At 74.4% G+C, this 21,080-nt stretch carries 21 protein-coding genes and 2 tRNA genes; 16 read left to right on the plus strand and 7 right to left on the minus strand.

What is annotated here, in order from left to right:
* Nucleotides 1–135: 135 nt before the first annotated feature.
* The 5 genes from ACRYR7_RS15870 to rpmH are packed head-to-tail and all read right to left on the minus strand — an operon-like array spanning nucleotide 136 to nucleotide 2,685.
* The gene (locus ACRYR7_RS15870) at nucleotides 136–756 is read right to left on the minus strand and encodes a Jag family protein (protein WP_432573078.1); all 621 of its coding nucleotides are present in this window, start codon (nucleotides 754–756) and stop codon (nucleotides 136–138) included.
* A gap of 35 nt (nucleotides 757–791) precedes the next feature.
* Complete coding sequence (gene yidC, locus ACRYR7_RS15875; RefSeq protein WP_432573079.1) at nucleotides 792–1,820, minus strand: membrane protein insertase YidC; 1,029 nt, start codon at nucleotides 1,818–1,820, stop codon at nucleotides 792–794.
* A gap of 37 nt (nucleotides 1,821–1,857) precedes the next feature.
* The gene (gene yidD, locus ACRYR7_RS15880) at nucleotides 1,858–2,139 is read right to left on the minus strand and encodes a membrane protein insertion efficiency factor YidD (protein WP_432573080.1); all 282 of its coding nucleotides are present in this window, start codon (nucleotides 2,137–2,139) and stop codon (nucleotides 1,858–1,860) included.
* Nucleotides 2,140–2,174: 35 nt separating this feature from the next.
* On the minus strand, nucleotides 2,175–2,522 hold the full coding sequence (rnpA, locus tag ACRYR7_RS15885; protein WP_432573081.1) for a ribonuclease P protein component: 348 nt from the start codon (nucleotides 2,520–2,522) through the stop codon (nucleotides 2,175–2,177).
* Between the two features lie 25 nt (nucleotides 2,523–2,547).
* Complete coding sequence (gene rpmH / locus ACRYR7_RS15890; protein ID WP_166610470.1) at nucleotides 2,548–2,685, minus strand: 50S ribosomal protein L34; 138 nt, start codon at nucleotides 2,683–2,685, stop codon at nucleotides 2,548–2,550.
* A gap of 396 nt (nucleotides 2,686–3,081) precedes the next feature.
* Here rpmH and dnaA point away from each other — a divergent pair, with 396 nt between their 5' ends.
* The 11 genes from dnaA (at nucleotide 3,082) to ACRYR7_RS15945 (ending at nucleotide 15,679) form a co-directional block, all read left to right on the plus strand.
* Nucleotides 3,082–4,692 carry a chromosomal replication initiator protein DnaA gene (gene dnaA, locus ACRYR7_RS15895; RefSeq protein ID WP_432573082.1) on the plus strand — a complete coding sequence of 537 codons (1,611 nt, stop codon included), beginning with the start codon at nucleotides 3,082–3,084 and terminating at the stop codon, nucleotides 4,690–4,692.
* 978 nt (nucleotides 4,693–5,670) lie between these two features.
* Nucleotides 5,671–6,798 carry a DNA polymerase III subunit beta gene (gene dnaN, locus ACRYR7_RS15900; protein ID WP_432573083.1) on the plus strand — a complete coding sequence of 376 codons (1,128 nt, stop codon included), beginning with the start codon at nucleotides 5,671–5,673 and terminating at the stop codon, nucleotides 6,796–6,798.
* 51 nt (nucleotides 6,799–6,849) lie between these two features.
* Complete coding sequence (gene gnd / locus ACRYR7_RS15905; protein ID WP_432573084.1) at nucleotides 6,850–7,761, plus strand: phosphogluconate dehydrogenase (NAD(+)-dependent, decarboxylating); 912 nt, start codon at nucleotides 6,850–6,852, stop codon at nucleotides 7,759–7,761.
* Nucleotides 7,762–7,774: 13 nt separating this feature from the next.
* Nucleotides 7,775–8,950 carry a DNA replication/repair protein RecF gene (recF, locus tag ACRYR7_RS15910; RefSeq protein WP_432573085.1) on the plus strand — a complete coding sequence of 392 codons (1,176 nt, stop codon included), beginning with the start codon at nucleotides 7,775–7,777 and terminating at the stop codon, nucleotides 8,948–8,950.
* Complete coding sequence (locus ACRYR7_RS15915) at nucleotides 8,940–9,608, plus strand: DciA family protein (protein WP_432573086.1); 669 nt, start codon at nucleotides 8,940–8,942, stop codon at nucleotides 9,606–9,608. Before recF ends, ACRYR7_RS15915 begins: the two co-directional genes overlap by 11 nt.
* 229 nt (nucleotides 9,609–9,837) lie before the next feature.
* Nucleotides 9,838–11,907, plus strand: a complete 2,070-nt coding sequence (gene gyrB / locus ACRYR7_RS15920) for a DNA topoisomerase (ATP-hydrolyzing) subunit B (protein ID WP_432573087.1) — start codon at nucleotides 9,838–9,840, stop codon at nucleotides 11,905–11,907.
* A gap of 70 nt (nucleotides 11,908–11,977) precedes the next feature.
* Nucleotides 11,978–14,695, plus strand: a complete 2,718-nt coding sequence (gyrA, locus tag ACRYR7_RS15925; protein ID WP_432573088.1) for a DNA gyrase subunit A — start codon at nucleotides 11,978–11,980, stop codon at nucleotides 14,693–14,695.
* Nucleotides 14,692–15,186: a DUF3566 domain-containing protein gene (locus ACRYR7_RS15930; protein ID WP_432573089.1), complete on the plus strand. Its 495-nt coding sequence runs from the start codon at nucleotides 14,692–14,694 to the stop codon at nucleotides 15,184–15,186. Before gyrA ends, ACRYR7_RS15930 begins: the two co-directional genes overlap by 4 nt.
* A gap of 88 nt (nucleotides 15,187–15,274) precedes the next feature.
* Nucleotides 15,275–15,348: transfer RNA gene (locus ACRYR7_RS15935), tRNA-Ile, on the plus strand.
* A 129-nt stretch (nucleotides 15,349–15,477) separates the two neighbouring features.
* A complete protein-coding gene (locus tag ACRYR7_RS15940; RefSeq protein ID WP_432573090.1) occupies nucleotides 15,478–15,594 on the plus strand; it encodes a DLW-39 family protein in 117 nt (38 codons plus the stop codon).
* 12 nt (nucleotides 15,595–15,606) lie between these two features.
* Nucleotides 15,607–15,679 (plus strand) — tRNA-Ala (locus ACRYR7_RS15945).
* 58 nt (nucleotides 15,680–15,737) lie between these two features.
* Here ACRYR7_RS15945 and ACRYR7_RS15950 read toward each other — a convergent pair.
* The gene (locus tag ACRYR7_RS15950) at nucleotides 15,738–16,790 is read right to left on the minus strand and encodes a hypothetical protein (protein WP_432573091.1); all 1,053 of its coding nucleotides are present in this window, start codon (nucleotides 16,788–16,790) and stop codon (nucleotides 15,738–15,740) included.
* Nucleotides 16,791–16,945: 155 nt separating this feature from the next.
* Between ACRYR7_RS15950 and ACRYR7_RS15955 the strand changes: the two genes are divergently transcribed.
* Both ACRYR7_RS15955 and ACRYR7_RS15960 read left to right on the plus strand, forming a co-directional pair.
* Nucleotides 16,946–17,476 (plus strand): peptidylprolyl isomerase, encoded by a 531-nt coding sequence (locus ACRYR7_RS15955; protein WP_432573092.1) that lies wholly within the window; start codon nucleotides 16,946–16,948, stop codon nucleotides 17,474–17,476.
* Between the two features lie 84 nt (nucleotides 17,477–17,560).
* Nucleotides 17,561–18,415: a rhomboid family intramembrane serine protease gene (locus ACRYR7_RS15960; protein WP_432573093.1), complete on the plus strand. Its 855-nt coding sequence runs from the start codon at nucleotides 17,561–17,563 to the stop codon at nucleotides 18,413–18,415.
* Between the two features lie 196 nt (nucleotides 18,416–18,611).
* Here the strand turns inward: ACRYR7_RS15960 and ACRYR7_RS15965 are convergent, their stop codons facing one another.
* Entirely contained in the window at nucleotides 18,612–19,010 is a 399-nt protein-coding gene (locus ACRYR7_RS15965; protein ID WP_432573094.1) for a cell division protein CrgA, read from the minus strand.
* A gap of 136 nt (nucleotides 19,011–19,146) precedes the next feature.
* On the opposite strand from ACRYR7_RS15965, the gene ACRYR7_RS15970 reads away from it, so the two are divergent.
* From ACRYR7_RS15970 to ACRYR7_RS15980, 3 genes are read left to right on the plus strand one after another with little or no spacing between them, the layout of a single operon-like run.
* Nucleotides 19,147–19,884, plus strand: coding sequence for a DUF881 domain-containing protein (locus tag ACRYR7_RS15970; protein WP_432573095.1), 738 nt, complete (start codon nucleotides 19,147–19,149; stop codon nucleotides 19,882–19,884).
* On the plus strand, nucleotides 19,881–20,579 hold the full coding sequence (locus tag ACRYR7_RS15975) for a class E sortase (RefSeq protein WP_432573096.1): 699 nt from the start codon (nucleotides 19,881–19,883) through the stop codon (nucleotides 20,577–20,579). The genes ACRYR7_RS15970 and ACRYR7_RS15975 overlap by 4 nt, the downstream gene beginning before the upstream one ends.
* A gap of 15 nt (nucleotides 20,580–20,594) precedes the next feature.
* Nucleotides 20,595–20,753 (plus strand): hypothetical protein, encoded by a 159-nt coding sequence (locus tag ACRYR7_RS15980; protein ID WP_432573097.1) that lies wholly within the window; start codon nucleotides 20,595–20,597, stop codon nucleotides 20,751–20,753.
* Nucleotides 20,754–21,080: the final 327 nt, after the last annotated feature.

Here is a 21,080-nt window from a genome sequence, read left to right on the forward strand (position 1 = left end):
CGCGCGGCCGCGGGCGGCGCGCCGCCCGCCCGCCCCCCCCCCGCCCCCCCCCCCCCCCCCCCCCCCCCCCCCCCCCCCCCACGGGAACCTGGTCCAGCACGCGGCCACCCTATCCGCCGGGTGGCGCGCCACCGCTCACCGCGCGGCGCTGTCCTCCGTGTCGTCCGCACCGCTCTCGTCGTCCGCGTCACCGGCCGCGGCCGGCAGCACGACGACGTGCCGCTGGGGCTCCTGGCCCTCGGACTCGCTGGTCATGCCCAGCACCGCGACGGCGTCGTGGACGACCTTGCGCTCGAAGGCGGACATGGGCTCCAGGTGCTCGGGCTCGCCGCTGACGCGCACGCGCTCGCACACCTCCTGGGCCAGCGACTCCAGGGCGGTGCGCTTGGCGGCCCGGTGACCCGCCACGTCCAGCAGCAGGCGGGTGCGGTCACCCGTCTGGGCCTGCACGGCCAGGCGGGTCAGCTCCTGCAGCGCCTCGAGCACCTCGCCGTCCTGCCCGACGAGGCGCTTGAGGGCCGGGGTGCCCGCCTGGTCGGCCACGACGGCCACCGAGGCGCGCCCGTTCTCGATGTCGATGTCGATGTCGCCGTCCAGGTCAGCGATGTCCAGCAGCTCCTCGAGGTAGTCGGCGGCGATGTCGCCCTCCTCCTCCAGACGCTTGGCCGCCCCGCCGGTGCGCTGCACCGGACGGGTGGTCTCCTCGACCGCAGCGTCGTCGGTGCCCGTCTCCACTGCGTCGGTCGTGCCGTTCACCCGGGGTCCTCCTCGGTCGTTCGTGGTGGGTCGTGTCAGCGGTTGCCGGGCCGCTGGTTCGGGCGCGAGCCGCCGGAACCGCTGGGCCGGCGGTTCTCCCGGCTGCCGCCGCGCTTGGGCTGCTGGCGCTGGCGGCGCACCGGCGCCGCAGCGGTGGTGTGGTCGGCCACGGCGGTGGTGCCGGCCGCATCACCGGCGGCGGGCAGCACCTCGCCGCGGCGGGCGGCGCGACGGGCGCGGCGCGCCTGCAGCTCCTTCTCCGCGAGCGAGCCGGGGTTGGGCATCCGGCGGATCACGAAGAACTGCTGACCCATCGACCACACGTTGGTGGTCAGCCAGTACAGGAGGACGCCGATGGGGAAGTTCACGCCCGAGACGGCGAAGATGATCGGCAGGATGTACAGCATCATCTTCTGCTGCTGCGCGAACGGGTTGTCCTGCATCGAGGCGGAGGACGTGTTCTTCGCCATCAGCTGGCGCTGGGTGATGAACTGCGACAGCGACATCAGCACGATCATCACCGCGGTGAGAACGATCGTGTTCCAGTCCCCGTCGCCCCAGGAACGCAGGAAGATGTCGGAGAGCTGCGAGCCGAAGAGGGTCGCCTTGTCGGCCTGGTCCACCAGCTGGGCGTTCAGCGGGCCGACGGCCTCGCCCTTGCCGATGCCGTTGAGGGTGTGGAAGAGCGCGAAGAAGATCGGCGACTGCAGCAGGATCGGCAGGCAGCTCGCCATCGGGTTGGTCCCCGACGTGCGGTACAGGGCCATCATCTCCTGCTGCATGGCCTGACGGCTGGCAGGATCGGTCTTGCCCTTGTACTTCTGCTGGATCTTGCGCATCTCGGGCTGGATGACCTGCATCCCCCGCATGGCCTTGATCTGCTTGACGAACAGCGGGATCAGCAGGATGCGGATGACGACGACGAGGCCCACGATCGACAGGGACCACGCCGCACCGCCCGCCGGGTCCAGGCCGATCGCGGTGAACAGGTCGTGGAACCGCACCATGATCCATGCGACGACCCATTGGATCGGGTAGAGGAGGTCGTAGAAGAACTCGATCATGGTGCGGTCATTTCCTCTCCAGACGGGCGGTGCGCCCTCATCGGTGCTGTCCCCGCCCTGAGGCGCTCCTGGGCGGAACGGGGTCGACGCCCCCAGGGTTCCACGGGTGGCAGCGCAGCAGGCGACGGACGGTCAACCAGGAGCCGACCAGCGCCCCGCGGGTGCGCAGCGCCTCGACGGCGTAGGCCGAGCAGGACGGGTAGAAGCGGCACGTCGGCCCCAGGACGAGGGAGAGCGTGTACTGGTAGACCTTCACGAGCGCGACCAGCAGCAGCGCCGGCCAGCGCAGGGGGTGCCACCAGGGGCGCGGCGGCGCCACCGGCGACGGTCGGGGCGGCCCACCGCCCGCACCGCTCACCGGGCGGTCAGGCCGAGGCGGCGGAGCCCCCGGTCGACGTCGGCGGCGAGGTCGGCGGAGGTGGCGCCGGCGGCCGCGGGCAGGGCCCGCACCACCAGCAGCCCCCCGTCGGCCGGCAGCACCGGCAGCCGGTCGGCGGCGAGGTGCCGCAGCCGGCGCTGCGTGCGGTGCCGGACCACGGAGTTGCCGACGGCCTTGGACACGACGAAGCCCACCCTCGTGGGGTGGGCTTCGTCGGTCTGCGCCCAGTGCAGGACCAGGTGCCGGGTACCGGTGCGCACACCGCCGCGCAGGGCGACGGCGAAGTCGTCCCGCGCCCTCAGGCGGTGCGCTGCGGGCAGCACGGTGTGCCGCGGGTGGGGGAGGTGCTCAGGCGGACAGCTGCGCGCGGCCCTTGGCGCGGCGCGCGGAGAGGATGGCGCGGCCGGCGCGGGTGCGCATGCGCAGGCGGAAGCCGTGCGTCTTGGCCCGCCGACGGTTGTTCGGCTGGAAGGTGCGCTTGCTCACGTCAGTTCTCCATGCTCGCTGGAAGGCCGGGGCTCCGCCGTCGGCCGACGCCGGGAGCCGAGGGTTCGGCGCACCGGCAGGTCCTGCGGAGCACAATCCCCAGCAGGGTACGGTGGTGGCCCCGCCGTGGTCAAAGCGCGGGCACCGCGACCCCGCCGCCGGCGGCCGGGCGGGCCCGGGAGCACCCGCACCACCCGTCCAGGTGGCCGCCGGTGGGACGGCACTTGAACGGCGACCGCCGCCGTTGTTACGGTCCAGCCCGACTGCCGACGCCCCCTGTCGATCCGACCCACCAGGAGGGGTGCCTCGACGCACCCCCGCCGTCGTGCACAGTGTGTGGACAGAGGTGTGGACGAGGCCCGTCGATCGGATCGGGCACGACGGGAGATGGCTCGAGTGGAGACCGACCGCGGGGACTTCCCCGACGTCTGGGAGCGCGCGGTCGCGCAGCTGGACGAGGGTGAGGTGCCCCCCAACCAGCGCGCGTTCGTGCGGCTGACCCGGCCGCTGGGCCTCCTGAACGGCACGGCGCTGCTGGCGGTGCCCAACGACCTCACCAAGGAGGTCATCGAGCAGAAGGTCCGCGAGCCGCTGACCCGCGCCCTGAGCGAGCAGCTGGGCACCGCGGTGCGCCTGGCGGTGACCGTGGACCCCTCGATCGGGGGCGGTCCCGAGCGCGAGCCGGCCGGCGGGCGGCGCAGCACCGACGGCGCCCGCGACGAGGGCCGCGACGGCGGCCCGCGCGACCGGGGCGTGCGCGAGGGCGGCGTGCGCGCCGTCGAGCGCGAGCGGGTGGCGCTGGAGGCGCTGGTGGGCGAGGCGCCCGGGGCGGCGGACGGCGCCGGCGAGGACGGCGACGAGCTGCTGCTGGACGACTCCGACCCGGACCTGCTCTTCACCGGCTTCAAGGTGGAGCGGCCCGCGGGCACCGGGCGGCAGGGCTCCCGGACGCGCTCGAGCACCAAGGTGGAGAACACCCGCCTGAACCCGAAGTACGTCTTCGAGACCTTCGTCATCGGCGCGAGCAACCGCTTCGCGCACGCGGCGGCGGTGGCGGTGGCCGAGGCGCCGGCCAAGGCCTACAACCCGCTGTTCATCTACGGCGAGTCCGGGCTGGGCAAGACGCACCTGCTGCACGCCATCGGGCACTACGCGCAGAACCTCTACCCGGGCGTGCAGGTGCGGTACGTGAACTCCGAGGAGTTCACCAACGACTTCATCAACTCCATCCGCGACGACAAGGCCCAGGCGTTCCAGCGCCGGTACCGCGACGTCGACGTGCTGCTCATCGACGACATCCAGTTCCTGTCGAACAAGGTGCAGACGCAGGAGGAGTTCTTCCACACCTTCAACACCCTGCACAACACCAGCAAGCAGGTCGTGATCACCTCCGACCTGCCGCCGAAGCAGCTCTCGGGCTTCGAGGAGCGCATGCGCAGCCGCTTCGAGTGGGGCCTGATCACCGACGTGCAGCCGCCGGACCTCGAGACCCGCATCGCCATCCTGCGCAAGAAGGCCATCGGCGAGCGCCTGGAGGTGCCCGACGACGTCAACGAGTACATCGCCTCCAAGATCTCCTCGAACATCCGCGAGCTCGAGGGCGCGCTGATCCGCGTGACGGCCTTCGCCAGCCTCAACCGCCAGGCCGTGGACATGCAGCTGGCGGACATCGTGCTGCGCGACCTCATCCCCAACGACGAGACGCCCGAGATCACCGCCGCGGCGATCATGGGGCAGACCGCGTCGTACTTCAGCGTCACGCTGGAGGACCTGTGCGGCACCTCCCGATCGCGCACCCTGGTGACCGCCCGGCAGATCGCGATGTACCTGTGCCGGGAGCTGACGGAGCTGTCGCTGCCGAAGATCGGCCAGCACTTCGGCGGCCGCGACCACACGACCGTCATGCACGCCGAGCGCAAGATCAAGCAGCAGATGGCCGAGCGGCGCAGCACGTACAACCAGGTCACCGAGCTGACCAACCGCATCAAGAAGCAGGCCGGCGCCTGAGGGGCCGGGGGCGCCGACCGCGCGTCCCCGCCCCTCCGGCAGCCCCCGGCAGCCCCCGACCGCCCCCGGCAGCCCCCGGCAGCCCCCGGCAGCCCCAGGCAGCCACCTGCACCCCCAGGGCCCCCGCGCACCGCGCGGGGGCCCTGTCGCGTCCCGCGCGGCCCGCCCACTGCCGCTGCGGTTCCCCGGACCCGCCCCGGACCCGTAGGAGACCCGCAGGAGGCCCGCGAAGACCCCAGGGGCCCGCCTGGAGCTGGCGGGGGAGCCCGGGGCCCGTGGAGGCCCCTGAGGGCCGCGGGGGCGCCGAGCGGGCGCACGTCCCGGAGCCCGAGCGGGGGCACGTTCGGGAGCCCGTGCAGGAGCCCGTGCAGCAGCTCGCGGGGGGGCGCTCGGGCGGCCGTCCGCACCCGTGCCCGCGCCGCTACACCCGGGGGCCCCGCACGCCTCGGAGACACGCCGCGAGGAGTGTCCACATCTTGGGGACAACCCTGTGGGCAGAGGGTCCACGGCCGGTGGAAAACCCGGTGGACACCGTGTGGACACGACAGCGTGCGCCTGGGGACGGCTGGGGACGGAGCTCCGGTCGTCCCCAGGCCTGTGGATGGAGCGGGGTGTCCACCCCCAGGTCATCCACAGGCCTGAAACGGCCTTAATCGGGGGTTGACCTGCGGTGACGTCTCGGTGTCCACAGCATGCACAGCCCCTACTACTACTCCACACTTCTCCATGGATGAATCCGTCAACCCACGGGGGCTGGGGACGGAAGCTGGGGACAGCGGGTGGGGGAGGGCTCCCGGAGGGGGTGTGGACCGACCCTCAGGGCCCCTGTGGACGAGCGCGCGGCGAGCCGGGGAGGTGCCCGGAGCACCCGTCGGGGGACGCCGACTGCACCCGCGGCGGCGCGCTCCACTAAGGTCGGTGACCGCCCGCGCTGCAGGGCGGTGCGGACGACGACGGCTCGGTGAGAGGCGGTACCCGGTGGAGTTGCAGGTCGAGCGCGACGTGCTGGCCGAGGCCGTCGCGTGGGTGGCCCGTGCCCTGCCGTCGCGGCCCCCCGTGCCGGTGCTCGCCGGGGTCCTGCTGGAGGCCGAGGACGACGGCACGCTGCGGCTGTCCAGCTTCGACTACGAGGTCTCCGCCCGCGTGGAGGTGCCCGCGGGCGTGCGCACCGCCGGCCGGGTCCTCGTCTCCGGGCGCCTGCTGGCCGACATCTCCCGCAGCCTGCCGCCGCGGCCGGTGACCCTGACCACCGAGGGCTCCAAGGTCGTCGTCACCTGCGGCGCCAGCCGCTTCACGCTGCTGACGATGTCCGTGGACGAGTACCCGGCGCTGCCGGTGATGCCCCCGGAGTCCGGCACGGTCCCCGGCTCGGAGTTCACCGCGGCCGTCGCGCAGGTGACGATCGCCGCCAGCCGCGACGAGACGCTGCCGATCCTCACGGGCGTGCGCCTGGAGATCGAGGGCGGCCGGCTGACGCTGCTGGCCACCGACCGCTACCGCCTGGCGGTGCGCGAGCTGCGCTGGAACCCCGCCACCCCCGACTTCACCACGACGGCCCTGGTGCGCGCGCGCACCCTCTCGGACGTCGCCCGGTCGCTGGGCAGCACCAGCACCCTGCGGGTCGGCCTGGCCGACGGCACCGCCGACCTCATCGGCTTCCAGGCCGAGGGCCGGCAGTCCACCTCGCTGCTCGTCGACGGCGAGTACCCCAAGGTGCGGGCGCTGTTCCCCGCCGAGTCCCCCACGCACGCCGTGGTGTCCACGTCCGCCCTCGTCGAGGCCGTCAAGCGCGTGGCGCTGGTGGCCGAGCGCAACACGCCCGTGCGCTTGCGCTTCGAGGACGGCGTGCTGTCCTTGGAAGCGGGCCAGGGCGAGGACGCGCAGGCGACGGAGGCCCTCGAGGCGTCCCTCGTCGGCGAGCCCATCGCCATCGCGTTCAACCCGCAGTTCCTCCTCGACGGGCTGGGGGCGCTGACGGCGCCCTTCGCCCGACTGTCGTTCACCCAGCCGACCCGCCCGGCCGTCATCACCGGCCAGGCGGAGCTCGACGGGGAGGACGACGACAGCTACCGGTACCTGCTGATGCCGGTCCGCCTCGCCGGCTGAGCCGGCACGCACGCGAACCCCGGGAGCCCGGGGGAAGGAAGGGTCGTCCAGATGCACATCGGACTCGTCGGTCTCGGGAAGATGGGCGGCAACATGCGCGCCCGCCTGCGCGAGAAGGGCATCGAGGTCACGGGGTACGACCCCAACCCGGACGTCACCGACGTCCCCTCGCTGGCCGCGCTGGTCGAGGCGCTGCCCTCGCCCAAGGTCGTCTGGGTGATGGTGCCCTCGGGGAGGATCACGCGCGACACCGTCGCCAACCTCGCCCCGCTGCTGGGCGACGGCGACCTGGTGATCGACGGCGGCAACTCCAAGTGGACCGACGACGAGATCAACTCGGCGCTGCTCGCCGAGCGCGGCACCGGCTACCTGGACTGCGGCGTCTCCGGCGGCGTCTGGGGCAAGGACAACGGCTACGGCCTGATGGTCGGCGGCCCGAAGAAGCACGTGGACCTGGCCCTGCCGGTCTTCGACGCGCTGCGCCCCGAGGGCCCGCGCGAGGAGGGCTTCGTGCACGCCGGCGGCGTCGGCGCGGGCCACTACTCGAAGATGGTCCACAACGGCATCGAGTACGGCCTGATGCACGCCTACGCCGAGGGCTACGAGCTCCTCGAGGCCAAGGGCATCATCAGCGACGTCCCCGCCGTCTTCAAGGCGTGGACGCGCGGCACCGTGGTGCGCTCCTGGCTGCTGGACCTCATGGTCCGCGCGCTGGAGGAGGACCCGAAGCTGGAGCACATCCGCGGCTACGCGCAGGACTCCGGCGAGGGCCGCTGGACGCTGGAGCAGGCCATCGAGAACGCCGTGCCGATGCCGGTGCTCGCCGCGGCGCTGTTCGCGCGCTTCTCCTCGCGCCAGGAGGACTCGCCCTCGATCAAGGCGGTCGCCGCGCTGCGCAACCAGTTCGGCGGGCACGCCGTGACCCAGGCCGGTCCGTCCTCGGGCACCGGCTCCGTCAGCTAGGTCGCGGGCTCGCGTGCACGTCGCGCACCTCTCGCTGGTCGACTTCCGCTCCTACCCGGCCCTGGAGCTGGACCTGCGGCCGGGCACGACGACGTTCGTGGGCCTGAACGGCCGGGGCAAGACGAACCTGGTCGAGGCGGTCGGGTACGTCGCCACGCTCGGCAGCCACCGGGTCTCCGGCGACGCCCCGCTCGTGCGGCAGGGGGCCGAGCGCGCCGTGGTGCGCGCCCAGCTCGTGCGCGGCGGGCGCCGGGCCCTGGTGGAGCTGGAGATCACCCCGGGCCGGGCGAACCGGGGCCGCCTCAACGGCAACCCGGTGCGGCGGGTGCGCGACGTGCTCGGGGTGCTGCGCACGGTGCTCTTCGCCCCGGAGGACCTCGCCCTGGTCAAGGGCGACCCCGGCGAGCGCCGGCGCTACCTCGACGACCTCCTCGTCACCCGCTGGCCGCGGGTGGCGGGGGTGCGCGCGGACTACGACCGCGTCCTGCGCCAGCGCACCGCGCTGCTGAAGTCGGCCGGCTCGGCGCTGCGCGCCGGCCGGGCCGACAGCTCCACGCTGGAGGTGTGGGACGAGCACCTGGCCGCCACCGGCGCGGAGCTGCTCTCGGCCCGCCTGGCCCTGCTGGCGGACCTGCGCGCACCGGCCGACGCCGCCTACCGGGCGGTGAGCGCCGGGCAGGGCGACCTGGAGCTGGGGTACCGCTCGAACCTGCCGCTGCTGGCGGCGGGCGTGGCCACCGAGCCCGGCGGCGAGGTGCCCGGGACCGGGGAGCTGCGCGCGGCGCTGCTGGCGGGCATGGCCGAGCAGCGCAAGGCGGAGCTGGAGCGCGGGGTGTGCCTGGTCGGCCCGCACCGCGACGACCTGGTGCTCACCCTGGGCGGGATGCCCGCCAAGGGCTACGCCAGCCACGGCGAGAGCTGGTCGGTGGCCCTGGGGCTGCGGCTGGCGAGCTACCGCCTGCTGCTGGAGGACGACGCCGTGGAGGACCCCGGCGGGCCCGTGCTCGTCCTCGACGACGTCTTCGCCGAGCTCGACGCCGGCCGCCGGCAGCGGCTGGCGGAGGTGGTCGCCGACGCCGAGCAGGTCCTGGTGACCGCCGCGGTGCCCGAGGACGTGCCGGACGCCCTGCGCGGGGCGGGCGCGGACCGGGTGCTGGTCAGCGCCGGGAGCGCGGTCCGTGAACCCTGACCCGCCCGGGGCGGGCGGCGCGCCGGCGGGGGAGGACCCGCGCGAGCCCGTCGACGCGGCGGGCGGAGCGCGGGGCGCGAGCGGCGCCGACGAGCCGGAGCAGCAGGAGCAGCAGGAGCAGCCGGCCGGGGCGGACCTGGCGCGCACCGCGCTGGGCCGGGCCAGGGCGGCGGCCGCGGCGAAGGGCCTGCGCCCGGGCCGCGCCGGGCAGGGCGCCCCCGCCGCGCGCGCCGCCGAGCGCGACGCGCGCCGGCAGGCCCGTCGCGACGCCTCGGCCCGCTCGGGGGCGTGGCCGGACGCGCGCGACCCGCAGCAGCTCGGCTCCACGCTGGGCCGCCTGGTCGGCGAGCGCGGCTGGGAGCGGCCGGTGGCGGTGGGCGGCGCCTTCGGGCGCTGGGACGCGGTGGTCGGCCCGGAGCTGGCCGGGCACTGCGCGCCGGAGAGCCTGCGCGAGGGCACGCTCGTGGTGCGCGCGGAGTCCACCGCGTGGGCCACGCAGGTGCGGCTGCTGACGAGCGTGCTGGTGCGCCGGCTCGACGAGGAGCTCGGGCAGGGCGTGGTGACCAGGGTCGTGGTGCGCGGGCCGCAGGGCCCGTCGTGGCGCCGGGGCGGCCGCTCGGCCTCCGGCGGGCGGGGCCCGCGCGACACCTACGGCTGAGCCCGCGCCCGCCGCGCGGTCGCTGCGCGGCGGAGGGTGCGGGCGCGTAGGTCCCCCCGCACCCGGGGGGTGCTCGCGCCTGAGGCGCCCTGGGCGGCCTCTCGGCGGGATCGATCGCCCGCAGCGGGGTAGAATGGGGCGAACCCGGCGGTCGTGAGGACCCTGGCGCGACGGGCCCCGCCCGCCGCGCCGCCCCGCGCCGCTCGACGCGGAGGGAGAGCACGCGCTCGTGCCACAGGAAGAGCCGACCGACCCCGGCCAGCAGACCCCGGCCCCGGAGGACGCCCCCTCGCTCGCGGACGTCGTGACCGCGGACGGGGGCGCGAGCCCCGGCTCGGACTACGGCGCGGACGCCATCACCGTCCTGGAGGGCCTGGAGGCCGTCCGCAAGCGCCCCGGCATGTACATCGGCTCCACCGGCGAGCGGGGCCTGCACCACCTCGTGTACGAGATCGTGGACAACGCGGTGGACGAGGCGCTGGCGGGGTACTGCGACCGCATCGCGGTGACCCTGACGGCCGACGGCGGCGTGCGGGTGGAGGACGACGGCCGCGGCATCCCGGTGGACGTCATGCCCGGCGAGGGCCGCCCGGCCCTGGAGGTCGTGCTGACCGTCCTGCACGCCGGCGGCAAGTTCGGCGGCGGCGGGTACTCCGTCTCCGGCGGCCTGCACGGCGTGGGCAGCTCGGTCGTCAACGCCCTCTCCTCCCGGCTGGACGTCGAGGTGCGCCGGCAGGGTCACGCGTGGCGCCAGTCGTACGCCGACGGGGTGCCGCTGGCACCGCTGGCCAAGGGCGAGGAGACCGGCGCCACCGGCACCACGGTGACGTTCTGGCCCAGCGCGGAGATCTTCGAGACGACCGTCTTCGACTTCGAGACGCTGCGCACGCGCTTCCAGCAGACGGCCTTCCTCAACAAGGGCCTGACGATCTCGCTGAGCGACGAGCGCGCCACCGGCGACGCCGAGGCCGAGGCCGAGGCGGTCGACGAGGCGCCGCAGCGCAAGCTGACCTACCGCTACGACGGCGGCCTGGTCGACTACGTCAAGCACGTCAACGCGCAGAAGAAGAACGACGCCCTGCACGAGGAGGTCATCTCCCTCGAGGCGGAGGACACCGAGCAGGGCATCTCGGTGGAGCTGGCGCTGCAGTGGACCACCTCCTACGCCGAGGCGGTCTTCACCTACGCCAACAACATCAACACCTCCGAGGGCGGCACCCACGAGACGGGCTTCCGCACGGCGCTGACGAGCCTGGTGCAGGACTACGCGCGCGAGCAGAAGCTGCTCAAGGAGAAGGACACCCTCGAGGGCGGCGACATCCGCGAGGGCCTGACGGCCGTCATCTCCGTGAAGCTGCGCGAGCCGCAGTTCGAGGGCCAGACGAAGACGAAGCTGGGCAACACGCTGGCGCGCACCTTCGTCAACGCGCAGGTGCGCGAGCACCTGGGCCACTGGTTCGCCTCGCACCCCAACGAGGCGCGCACCATCGTGCGCAAGGCGCACTCGGCGTCGGTGGCGCGGCAGGCGGCGCGCAAGGCCCGCGAGGCCAGCCGCAAGAGCCTGCTGGAGCGCAACTCGCTGCCGGGCAAGCTGAAGGACTGCCAGTCCAACAACCCCGCCGAGTGCGAGGTGTTCATCGTCGAGGGCGACTCCGCGGGCGGTTCGGCCACCCGCGGGCGCAACCCGCGCACCCAGGCCATCCTGCCGATCCGCGGCAAGATCCTGAACGTCGAGAAGGCGCGGCTGGACCGGGCGATGGGCAACCAGGAGGTCCAGGCCCTCATCACCGCGTTCGGCACGGGCATCGGCGAGGAGATCAACCTCGACAAGCTGCGCTACCACAAGATCATCATCATGGCGGACGCCGACGTCGACGGTCAGCACATCCGCACGCTGCTGCTGACGCTGCTGTTCCGCTACATGAGCCCGCTGGTGGAGAACGGTCACGTCTACCTCGCGCAGCCGCCGCTGTACCGCATCAAGTGGCAGGGCGGGGCGGCGCACGAGTTCGCCTACTCCGACGCCGAGCGCGACGCCCTCATCCGGGCCGGGCGCGAGGCCGGCAAGAAGCTGCCCAAGGAGAACTCGGTGCAGCGCTACAAGGGCCTGGGCGAGATGAACTGGGACGAGCTGTCGGAGACGACGATGGACCCCGCGCACCGCACGCTGCTGCAGGTGACGCTGGAGGACGCAGCCGCGGCCGACGCGGTGTTCTCCGTCCTGATGGGCGAGGACGTGGAGTCCCGCCGCAGCTTCATCCAGCGCAACGCCCGTGACGTCCGGTTCCTCGACGTCTGAGCCGGTGCCCCCGCGCGGCGGGGGCACCGGACGGCGCCGGCGACCCGAGACGACCTGAGAGGAAGACCCCGTGAGCGAGAGCACCACCGAGCCGCCCGTCGGCGACCGCGTCGAGCAGGTCGACCTGCAGCTGGAGATGCAGCGGTCCTACCTGGACTACGCGATGAGCGTCATCGTCTCGCGCGCCCTGCCGGACGTGCGCGACGGCCTGAAGCCGGTGCACCGGCGCGTCCTGTACGCCATGTTCGACGGCGGGTACCGCCCCGACCGCGGGTACTCCAAGTGCGCCCGCGTCGTCGGCGACGTCATGGGCCACTACCACCCGCACGGCGACGTCTCCATCTACGACGCCCTGGTGCGCCTGGCGCAGGACTGGTCGCTGCGCTACCCGCTCGTGGACGGGCAGGGCAACTTCGGCTCGCCCGGCAACGACCCGGCCGCCGCCCCGCGCTACACCGAGTGCCGCATGGCGCCGCTGGCCATGGAGATGGTCCGCGACATCGACGAGGAGACCGTCGACTTCTCGCCGAACTACGACGGGCACACCGACGAGCCGGACGTGCTGCCCAGCCGGTTCCCGAACCTGCTGGTCAACGGCTCCGCCGGCATCGCCGTGGGCATGGCGACGAACATCCCCCCGCACAACCTGCGCGAGGTCGCCTCCGGCGTCACCTGGCTGCTGGAGCACCCGGACGCCTCCGACGAGGAGCAGCTCGCCGCGGTCATGCAGCGGGTCAAGGGCCCGGACTTCCCCACGGGCGCGCAGATCCTGGGCCACCGCGGCATCGACGACGCGTACCGCACGGGCCGCGGCTCGATCACGATGCGCGCGGTCGTGGAGGTCGAGGAGATCCAGGGCCGCACCTGCCTGGTGATCACCGAGCTGCCGTACCAGGTGAACCCGGACAACCTCGCCGAGAACATCGCCAACCTCGTGCGCGACGGCCGCCTCACCGGCATCGCGGACGTGCGCGACGAGACCTCCGGCAAGACCGGCCAGCGCCTGGTCGTCGTGCTGCGCCGCGACGCCGTCGCCAAGGTCGTGCTCAACAACCTGTACAAGCACACCCAGCTGCAGCAGAACTTCGGCGCGAACATGCTCGCCCTGGTCGACGGGGTGCCGCGCACCCTGCCGATCCACGCGTTCCTCAAGCACTGGGTCGCCCACCAGCTCGACGTGGTCGTCCGGCGCACCCGCTTCCGGCTGCGCAAGGCCGAGGAGCGCGCGCACATCCTGCGGGCGCTGCTCAAGGCGCTGGACGCCCTGGACGAGGTCATCGCCCTCATCCGCGCCTCCACCACGGTGGAGGCCGCGCGCGACGGGCTGATGGAGCTGCTGCAGATCGACGAGGTGCAGTCCCGCGCGATCCTGGAGATGCAGCTGCGCCGCCTGGCCGCCCTGGAGCGCCAGCGCATCACCGACGAGCACGCCGAGCTCATGCGCCTGATCGAGGACTACAACGACGTCCTGGCCCGCCCCGAGCGCCAGCGCCGCATCGTCGGCGACGAGCTGGCCGAGCTGGTGGAGAAGTACGGCGACGAGCGCAAGACGCAGGTGCTGCCCTTCGAGGGCGACATGAGCGTCGAGGACCTCATCCCCGTCGAGGACGTCGTCGTCACCGTCACCCGCGGCGGCTACGCCAAGCGCACCCGCACGGACCTGTACCGCGCGCAGCGTCGCGGGGGCCGCGGCGTGCGCGGAGCCAGCCTGCGCGAGGACGACGTGGTGGAGCACTTCTTCACCACCACGACCCACCACTGGCTGCTGTTCTTCACCAACCTGGGGCGGGTGTACCGCGCCAAGGGCTACGAGCTGCCCGAGGGCGGCCGCGACGGGCGCGGGCAGCACGTGGCGAACCTGCTGGCCTTCCAGCCGGGGGAGCGGATCGTCGCGGTGCTGGACGTGGAGGACTACGAGCAGGCGCCGTTCCTGGTGCTCGCCACCCGCGGCGGCATCGTGAAGAAGACGCGCCTGAGCGAGTACGACTCCAACCGCTCCGGCGGCCTCATCGCGATCAACCTGCGCCAGCGCACCGGCGCCGACGGCGAGGAGGTCGACGACGAGCTCTTCGCGGCGTCCCTGGTCGGCGAGGGCGAGGACCTCTTCCTCGTCTCGCGCAAGGGGATGAGCGTGCGCTTCGCCGCCGACGACGACACCCTGCGCCCGATGGGCCGGGCCACCTCCGGCGTCACCGGCATGAAGTTCCGCGGCGAGGACGAGCTGCTGGCGATGGCGGTGGCCTCCGACGACCTGGACGTCTTCGTGGTCACCGAGCTCGGCTACGCCAAGCGCACCCGGATCGCCGAGTACCGCCGGCAGGGCCGCGGCGGCCTGGGCATCAAGGTCGCCAAGCTGGCCGAGGCGCGCGGGGACCTGGTGGGGGCGCTGACGGTCTCCGAGGACGACGAGGTGCTGGTGGTCATGGCCGGCGGGCGCGTGGTGCGCTCGCGGGTGGACGAGGTGCCGGCCAAGGGCCGCGACACCATGGGCGTCACCTTCGCCCGCCCGGAGACCGGGGACCGCATCATCGCCGTGGCCCGCAACGCCGAGCGCGTCCTGGACGCGGAGGTGGAGGCCGAGGAGGTCTCCGCGGCCACCGTCGAGGGCCTGGACGACCCCCTGGTCGACGCCGGCGGGGCGGGCGACGACCAGTCCGCGGCGCTGGGCGCCGACGAACCCCCGTCGCCCGCGGGGACTGCGCCCGACCCGCTGGATGACGTACGGTCTGACGGATCGGTCGACGGGGGCTCCGCGGCCGACGACACCGACCCCGGAGGTGCTTCGTGAGTCCCGCCGAACGCACGGCCTCCTCGCCCGGCACCACGGGGGCGCGGACGCCGAGGGCCGGCACGGCCACCCAGGCCGGCCCGGCCGCCCAGTCCCGTCCCGCGGGGCGCCCGGCCGCCGCGGTCGACGTCCCGCGCCGGGTCCGCCTGACGCTGGCCCGCGTCGACCCGTGGTCGGTGACGAAGCTGTCGTTCCTGCTCTCCGTGGCGGTGGGCATCGCCCTGGTGGTGGCCACCGCGGTGGTGTGGAGCGTCCTGGACGGCATGGGCGTGTTCACCGACGTCAACGGCCTGCTGCGCGACGTCGTGGGCGGCGAGGTGGACGTGAACCTGCTGGACTACCTCGCCTTCGGCAAGGTGCTCTCGCTGGCCACCGTCATCGCCGTGGTCGACGTGGTGCTGCTGACGGCGCTGTCGACGATCGTGGCGTTCCTCTACAACGTGTCGGCGGCCCTGGTGGGCGGCCTGCACGTGACGCTCTCCGACGACTGAGCCGTCCGGGTGGTCGCCGCCGGCCGGTGGCGGTCGGTGGCACCACCCGCGGTCGGGTACAGTAGTCGTGCCGCCGTCGCGCGGCTCCGGGCCTATAGCTCAGTCGGTTAGAGCGCTTCCCTGATAAGGAAGAGGTCGGAGGTTCAAGTCCTCCTAGGCCCACCGGAAGCACCAGGAGGCCCGTTCCCCGCCCGGGGAGCGGGCCTCCTGCCGTCGGTGGGCCTCCCGGTCCGCGCTCACCCTGCGTGCTAGCCTTCGACACCGTCCTGGAACTCCGCGGAGGTCTCGAGAGTGAAGAAGCTGCTGCTGGTGGGCGCCCTGGCCGGTGCCGTGCTCGTGTGGCGCCAGAAGGCGTCCGCGAAGGCCGAGCGCGACCTCTGGGCGGAGGCCACCGACACCGTGCGCTGAGCGCGGTCCCCCGGGGGCGTGGCGCAATTGGTAGCGCACCTGCTTTGCAAGCAGGGGGTTAGGGGTTCGAGTCCCCTCGCCTCCACCCCGGACGACGCGAAGGCCCCCACCCTGCCGGGTGGGGGCCTTCGTCGCGTCCGGCCTCAGGCCAGCTTCTCGCCGCCCTCGGTGTCGTCGGCGTCGACGGGGGTCGTCGCCTCCTCGAAGTTCTTCACCGCGTTCGACGGCGGCTCGGAGGGCAGGTCCAGCGGCTGCGAGCCCTCCGCACCCGCGGCAGCGCCCGCGGTGGTGCCCGCGGTGGTGGCGCCCGCGGCGGTGGACCCGGCGCCCGGCGTGGCGCCGGTGCTGGTGGCGGTGCCCGCCTGACCGGTGCCCGCCGAGCCGGAGGTCCCGCCGGTGGACGGGGAGTCCGGCACCGGGGCTGCGGTGGCGGTGGGCTTGTTGGTCGGCGCGGCGGGCGTCCACGCGGCGCCCGGAGCCGCCCACGGGTCCTCCTGCTTGCGGCTGCGCACCGCGCTGAAGACTGCGGCACCGGCACCGGTGAGCGCCAGCACCAGCAGGAGCTTGCGGCCGCGCTTCTTCTTCGCCTTCCGCACGGTCGCCTCGCCCTTGAGGACGGCGAGCGCGTCGGCGCTGCGCTCGCGGACGACCCGGGTGCTGCTGGCGCCCTTGGCGGCGGCCGCGGTGGCCGCGGTGCCGGCGGCGGCGACCGCCGGGGTGGCGGCCGACCTGGCCGAGTCGGCGGCGTCGTGCACGGCGTCGACGACGCGCGGCAGCAGGTCGGTGGTGATGCGCTCGCGCGCGGTGTCCACCGCGGGGGCGACCTTGTGCGCGGCGGCGGCCGCGGCCACGCCCACGGCGGGGCCGACCTTGTGCGCGGCGGTGCCCACCTGCTGCGCGGCCGTGCTCACCTGCTGCGCGGCGGTCTCCACGTGCGGCGTCGCCCAGGTCCTGGCCGTCTCCACGTGCGGGGTGGCCCAGGTCTTGGCGGTCTCGACGTGCGGGGTCGCCCAGGTCCTGGCCGTCTCCACGTGGGGGGTGGCCCAGGTCCTGGCGGTCTCGACGTGCGGGGTCGCCCACGTCTTGGCGGTCTCCACGGCGGGGGCGACCTTCTCGGACAGGGCCTTCTCCGCGAGGGCCGTGCCCTGGTCGCGGACCTGCGCCAGCTTCTCGGTCCGGCTCTTGGTCAGGGACATCCGTTCCTCCTCGGTCAGTCGTTCGCCTCACCGGGGCAACGCCCGGCAGCGCCGGGGCGTGCCCGGCCGGCGATCACCACCCCCATCCCACCGCAGCGGGGCCGAGTCCGCCAGAGCGCGGGGGCCGGGAGCCGCGGGCGGCGGCGGGTGCGACGATGAGGACCATGCACGCGACCCTGCGCACCAACCACGGCGACATCCGCATCGAGCTGTTCGAGAACCACGCCCCCAAGACGGTGGCGAACTTCGTCGGCCTCGCGGAGGGCACCAAGGAGTGGAAGGACCCCTCCACCGGCGAGACGAAGACGGAGCCCTTCTACGACGGGCTCACCTTCCACCGCATCATCGACGGCTTCATGATCCAGGGCGGCGACCCGCGCGGCGACGGCCGCGGCGGCCCCGGCTACCAGTTCGACGACGAGATCCACCCGGACCTGCGCTTCGACAAGAAGTACCTGCTCGCCATGGCCAACGCCGGCAAGATCGCCGGCCACGGCACCAACGGCTCGCAGTTCTTCATCACCGTGGCCACCACCCCGCACCTGAACGGCCGCCACACGATCTTCGGCGAGGTCGCCGACGACGAGAGCCGCCGCGTCGTGGACACCATCGCCTCCCTGCCCACCGGCCCGGCCGACGCGCCGCGCGAGCCCGTCGTCATCACCGGTGTCGACGTCGAGCGCTGAGCTGACCGCCCGCGGGCGCACCCCGCGCGTTCCGCCCTGCGCGGACGCGCGAACACCGGCGGCCCCCGGGGCGTTGGGCGCAGCGTGAGCGACGCCGCGAACGACACCACCACCGGGGTCCCCGTGTGCCCCCGCCACCCCGACCGCGAGTCGTGGGTGCGCTGCCAGCGGTGCGAGCGACCCGCCTGCCCGCAGTGCCAGCGCCCCGCCGCGGTCGGGGTGCAGTGCGTGGACTGCGTCGCCGAGGGGAACAAGGGGGTCCGGCAGGGCCGCACGACCCTCGGCGGCGCGGTGCGCGGCCGCGACACCCTGGTGACCAAGGTCGTCATCGGGCTGTGCGTGGCGCTGTTCGCCGGGCAGTACGTCCTGCCGCCGGAGCTGTACTTCCACCTGCAGCTGGTCAACGTGCCCGCCGCCTACGGCGGGTTCGGGCCGGACCGGTGGTGGCAGCCGCTCACCTCGGCGTTCCTGCACGCCTCCCCGCTGCACCTGCTCTTCAACACGTACGCGCTGTGGGTCACGGGCCAGTACCTGGAACCGCTGCTGGGCCGGGCCCGCTTCACGGCCCTGTACGTGCTCTCCGCCCTCGGCGGCGCCGTGGGGGCCCTGCTGCTGCCCGGGACCGCCAACAGCGTCCTGGTGGGCGCCTCGGGGGCCGTCTTCGGCCTCTTCGCGGCGCTGCTGACCGTCAACCGGCACCTGGGCCGGCAGACGGGCCAGGTCGTGGCGCTCATCGCGATCAACTTCGTCATCGGCCTGCTCGTCGCGGGCGTCTCCTGGCAGGCGCACCTGGGCGGCCTGGTGACGGGCCTGGTGGTCTCCGCGCTGCTGGTGCGCACCCGCCGGCGCGGTGCGCCGGTGCAGTGGGCCGGGGTGGGCGCGGTGGCCCTGGTGCTGCTGGCGCTGCTGGTCCACGCGGGCTCGCGCACCGTCCTCTGAGGCGCCCGGGCCCCTGCCCCGGGCCCGTCCGCGCACCCGGCCCCGCGCCCGTCCGCACCGCCCGTCCGCACCGCTCCCGGCGGTGCGGACGGGCGCCGCTGTCCACGAGCTGTGGGCCCGCGTGTGGACGGCTCTCCCGTTTTCCCACAGTCGTCCACAGGCTGTGGACGAAGCGGTGGACAAGGTCGCGGGCGGCTCAGCGCCAGCGGGTCGTCATCCCGAAGCCCACGAGCACCAGGCCGAAGCCGGCCACCAGGTTCCAGTTGCCCCAGCCCGGCACCGGGTACTGCGAGCTGGAGAGGTAGAAGACGACGATCCACAGCAGGCCGACGACCATCAGCGCCACCATCAGCACGATCCACCAGCGCGGCGTGAGCTGGTTGCGGGCCTTCAGCGCGCGGTCGCTGCCGTCGTCCTCCACCTCGGAGCCGCGGCGCCGGCGGCGGCGGCGCTTGCGCTCGGAGGCCTCCTCGGCGGCCGCGGCGGTCACCGCCTCGCCCAGCCCCGCGGCGGTCGCGCCGGTGCCGGTCGCCCCGCTCACCTGCTCGTCCCCCGGCTCGTCGTCGCGGTGCCGCTCGCGGCGGGACTCGGTCACGTCAACCTCCGGGTCGGGACGGGTGGTGCGGGTGCGCTCGGGACGCCTGGTTAGCGTAGTGCGACACGACCTCGCGGACGGTCGCGCCACGGGTGCGGCCGGTGAGCGGGGCTCGAGGACCGGGGGAGGGGGAGGCGTGCGGGCACCCAGGTTGCGCCCGGCGGGCGGCCGCGCCGCCGTCGCCGCGGTGTTCGCCCTGGCCGGGCTGCTCTTCGCCACCAGCGCCCTGACCTCGCGCGGCACCGACCTGCGCTCGGAGACCGCCGACCTCGGCGCCCTCGTCGCCGAGCGCTCCCGCCTCAACGAGCAGCGCGCCGCCCGCGTGGGCGACCTGCGCGCCGAGGTCGACGAGCTCAGCCGCGCCGCCGCCCCCGCCGACCGGTCGCTGGAGGACCCCCTGGACGACGCCGCCCTCGGCACCGCCTCCGGCGCGCTGGCCGTCACCGGCCCCGGCGTGACCGTCACCCTCGACGACGCCCCCGACGACGTGCGCCCGGCCGGGGCCAACCCCGACGACCTCGTGGTGCACCAGCAGGACGTCGAGGCCGTCGTCAACGCCCTGTGGGCCGGGGGCGCCGAGGCCATGTCGATCATGGACCAGCGGGTGGTGTCCACCTCCGCGGTGCGCTGCGTGGGCAACGTGCTCGTGCTGCAGGGGCGCACCTACTCCCCGCCCTACGCGGTCGCCGCGATCGGCGACCCCGCCGCGCTGCGCGCCGCCCTGGAGGCCAGCGCGCAGGTGGCCGTCTACCGCCAGTACGTCGCCGCCTACGGCCTGGGCTGGTCCGTGGACGCCCGCGAGGGCGCCGACGGGCTGGTGCTGCCCGCCTTCGACGGCTCCACCGCCCTGGCCGCCGCCCGGAGCGCCGCGTGATCCGCCGCGCCGTCGGCGTCCTGGGCGAGCTGCTCGTCACCGCCGGGGTCCTCACCCTGCTGTTCGTCGTGTGGCAGCTGTACTGGACGGACCTGACCAGCGGGCGCGCCCAGGCGGCGACCGTCTCCTCCCTGGAGCAGCGCTGGGACGCCGCGCCCGCCCCGGCCGCCCCCGAGCCCGCCGCGAGCGGGCCCGTGGTGCCCGACGTGGACCAGAGCCCGCCCACCGGCGACGCCTTCGCCATCGCCTACGTGCCCCGCTTCGGCGCCGACTACGCCGTGCCCGTGGTGGAGGGCATCGACGCGGAGGAGCTGGAGGAGGGCATCGGGCACTACCCGGGCACCGCGATGCCCGGCGAGGTGGGCAACTTCGCCATCGCCGGGCACCGCGTCACCTACGGCAAGCCGTTCAACCGGGTCGCGGAGCTGCGCGAGGGCGACGCGGTCGTCGTGGCCACCGCCGAGCGCTGGTACACCTACCGGGTGCGCCGCTGGCGGATCGTCAGCCCGACGGCGGTGGAGATCGTCGCCCCCGTGCCCGACCGGCCGGGCGAGCGGCCCACCGAGGCGTGGCTGACGATGACGGCCTGCCACCCGATGCACTCCGCGCGCCAGCGCTACATCGTCTACGCGCAGCTGGAGTCGGTGCAGGACCGTGCCGCGGGGCCGCCGGCCTCGCTGGCGGCCGCGGGCTGAGCGGGAGGGGGAGGCGTGTACGGGTGGTGGTGGCGGGTGCTGCCGGGGCCCTGGTGGGTGCGGCTGCTCATCAGCCTGCTCGTGGCGGCGGGCGTGGTGCTGCTGTGCTTCACCGTCGTCTTCCCGCACCTGGCCGACCGGCTGGCCATCAACGACGGCACGGTCGCCACCTGAGCGGCGGGGCCGCCGGGGCGGCCGCGCGCCCGGCGGCCTGTGAAGACGTCGCGCACACGCGGTGCGAGCGGGTGCATCCGGTCGGCGACCGCCCGGGGCGCGACGTACCTTTGCCGTCGTGCCGACGACCACCGACCCGACCCAGCCGCGCGCCGACGTGCCCGGGGCCGGCCGGCGCGGGGGGGGGGGGGGGGGGCGCCGCCCGCCCGCGCCCCGCGCGGGGCGGCGCTGGGGGGGGGGGGGGGGGCGGCGGCCGCGCGGGGGGCCGGGCGGGGCGCGGCGGCCCGGTGCAGGGAGACGTAACGACGCTGTGGTGGGGGTCGCGCC

Origin of the sequence: Kineococcus gurbantunggutensis (assembly GCF_050871925.1) — a bacterium.
In the GTDB taxonomy this organism is placed as follows: domain Bacteria; phylum Actinomycetota; class Actinomycetes; order Actinomycetales; family Kineococcaceae; genus Kineococcus.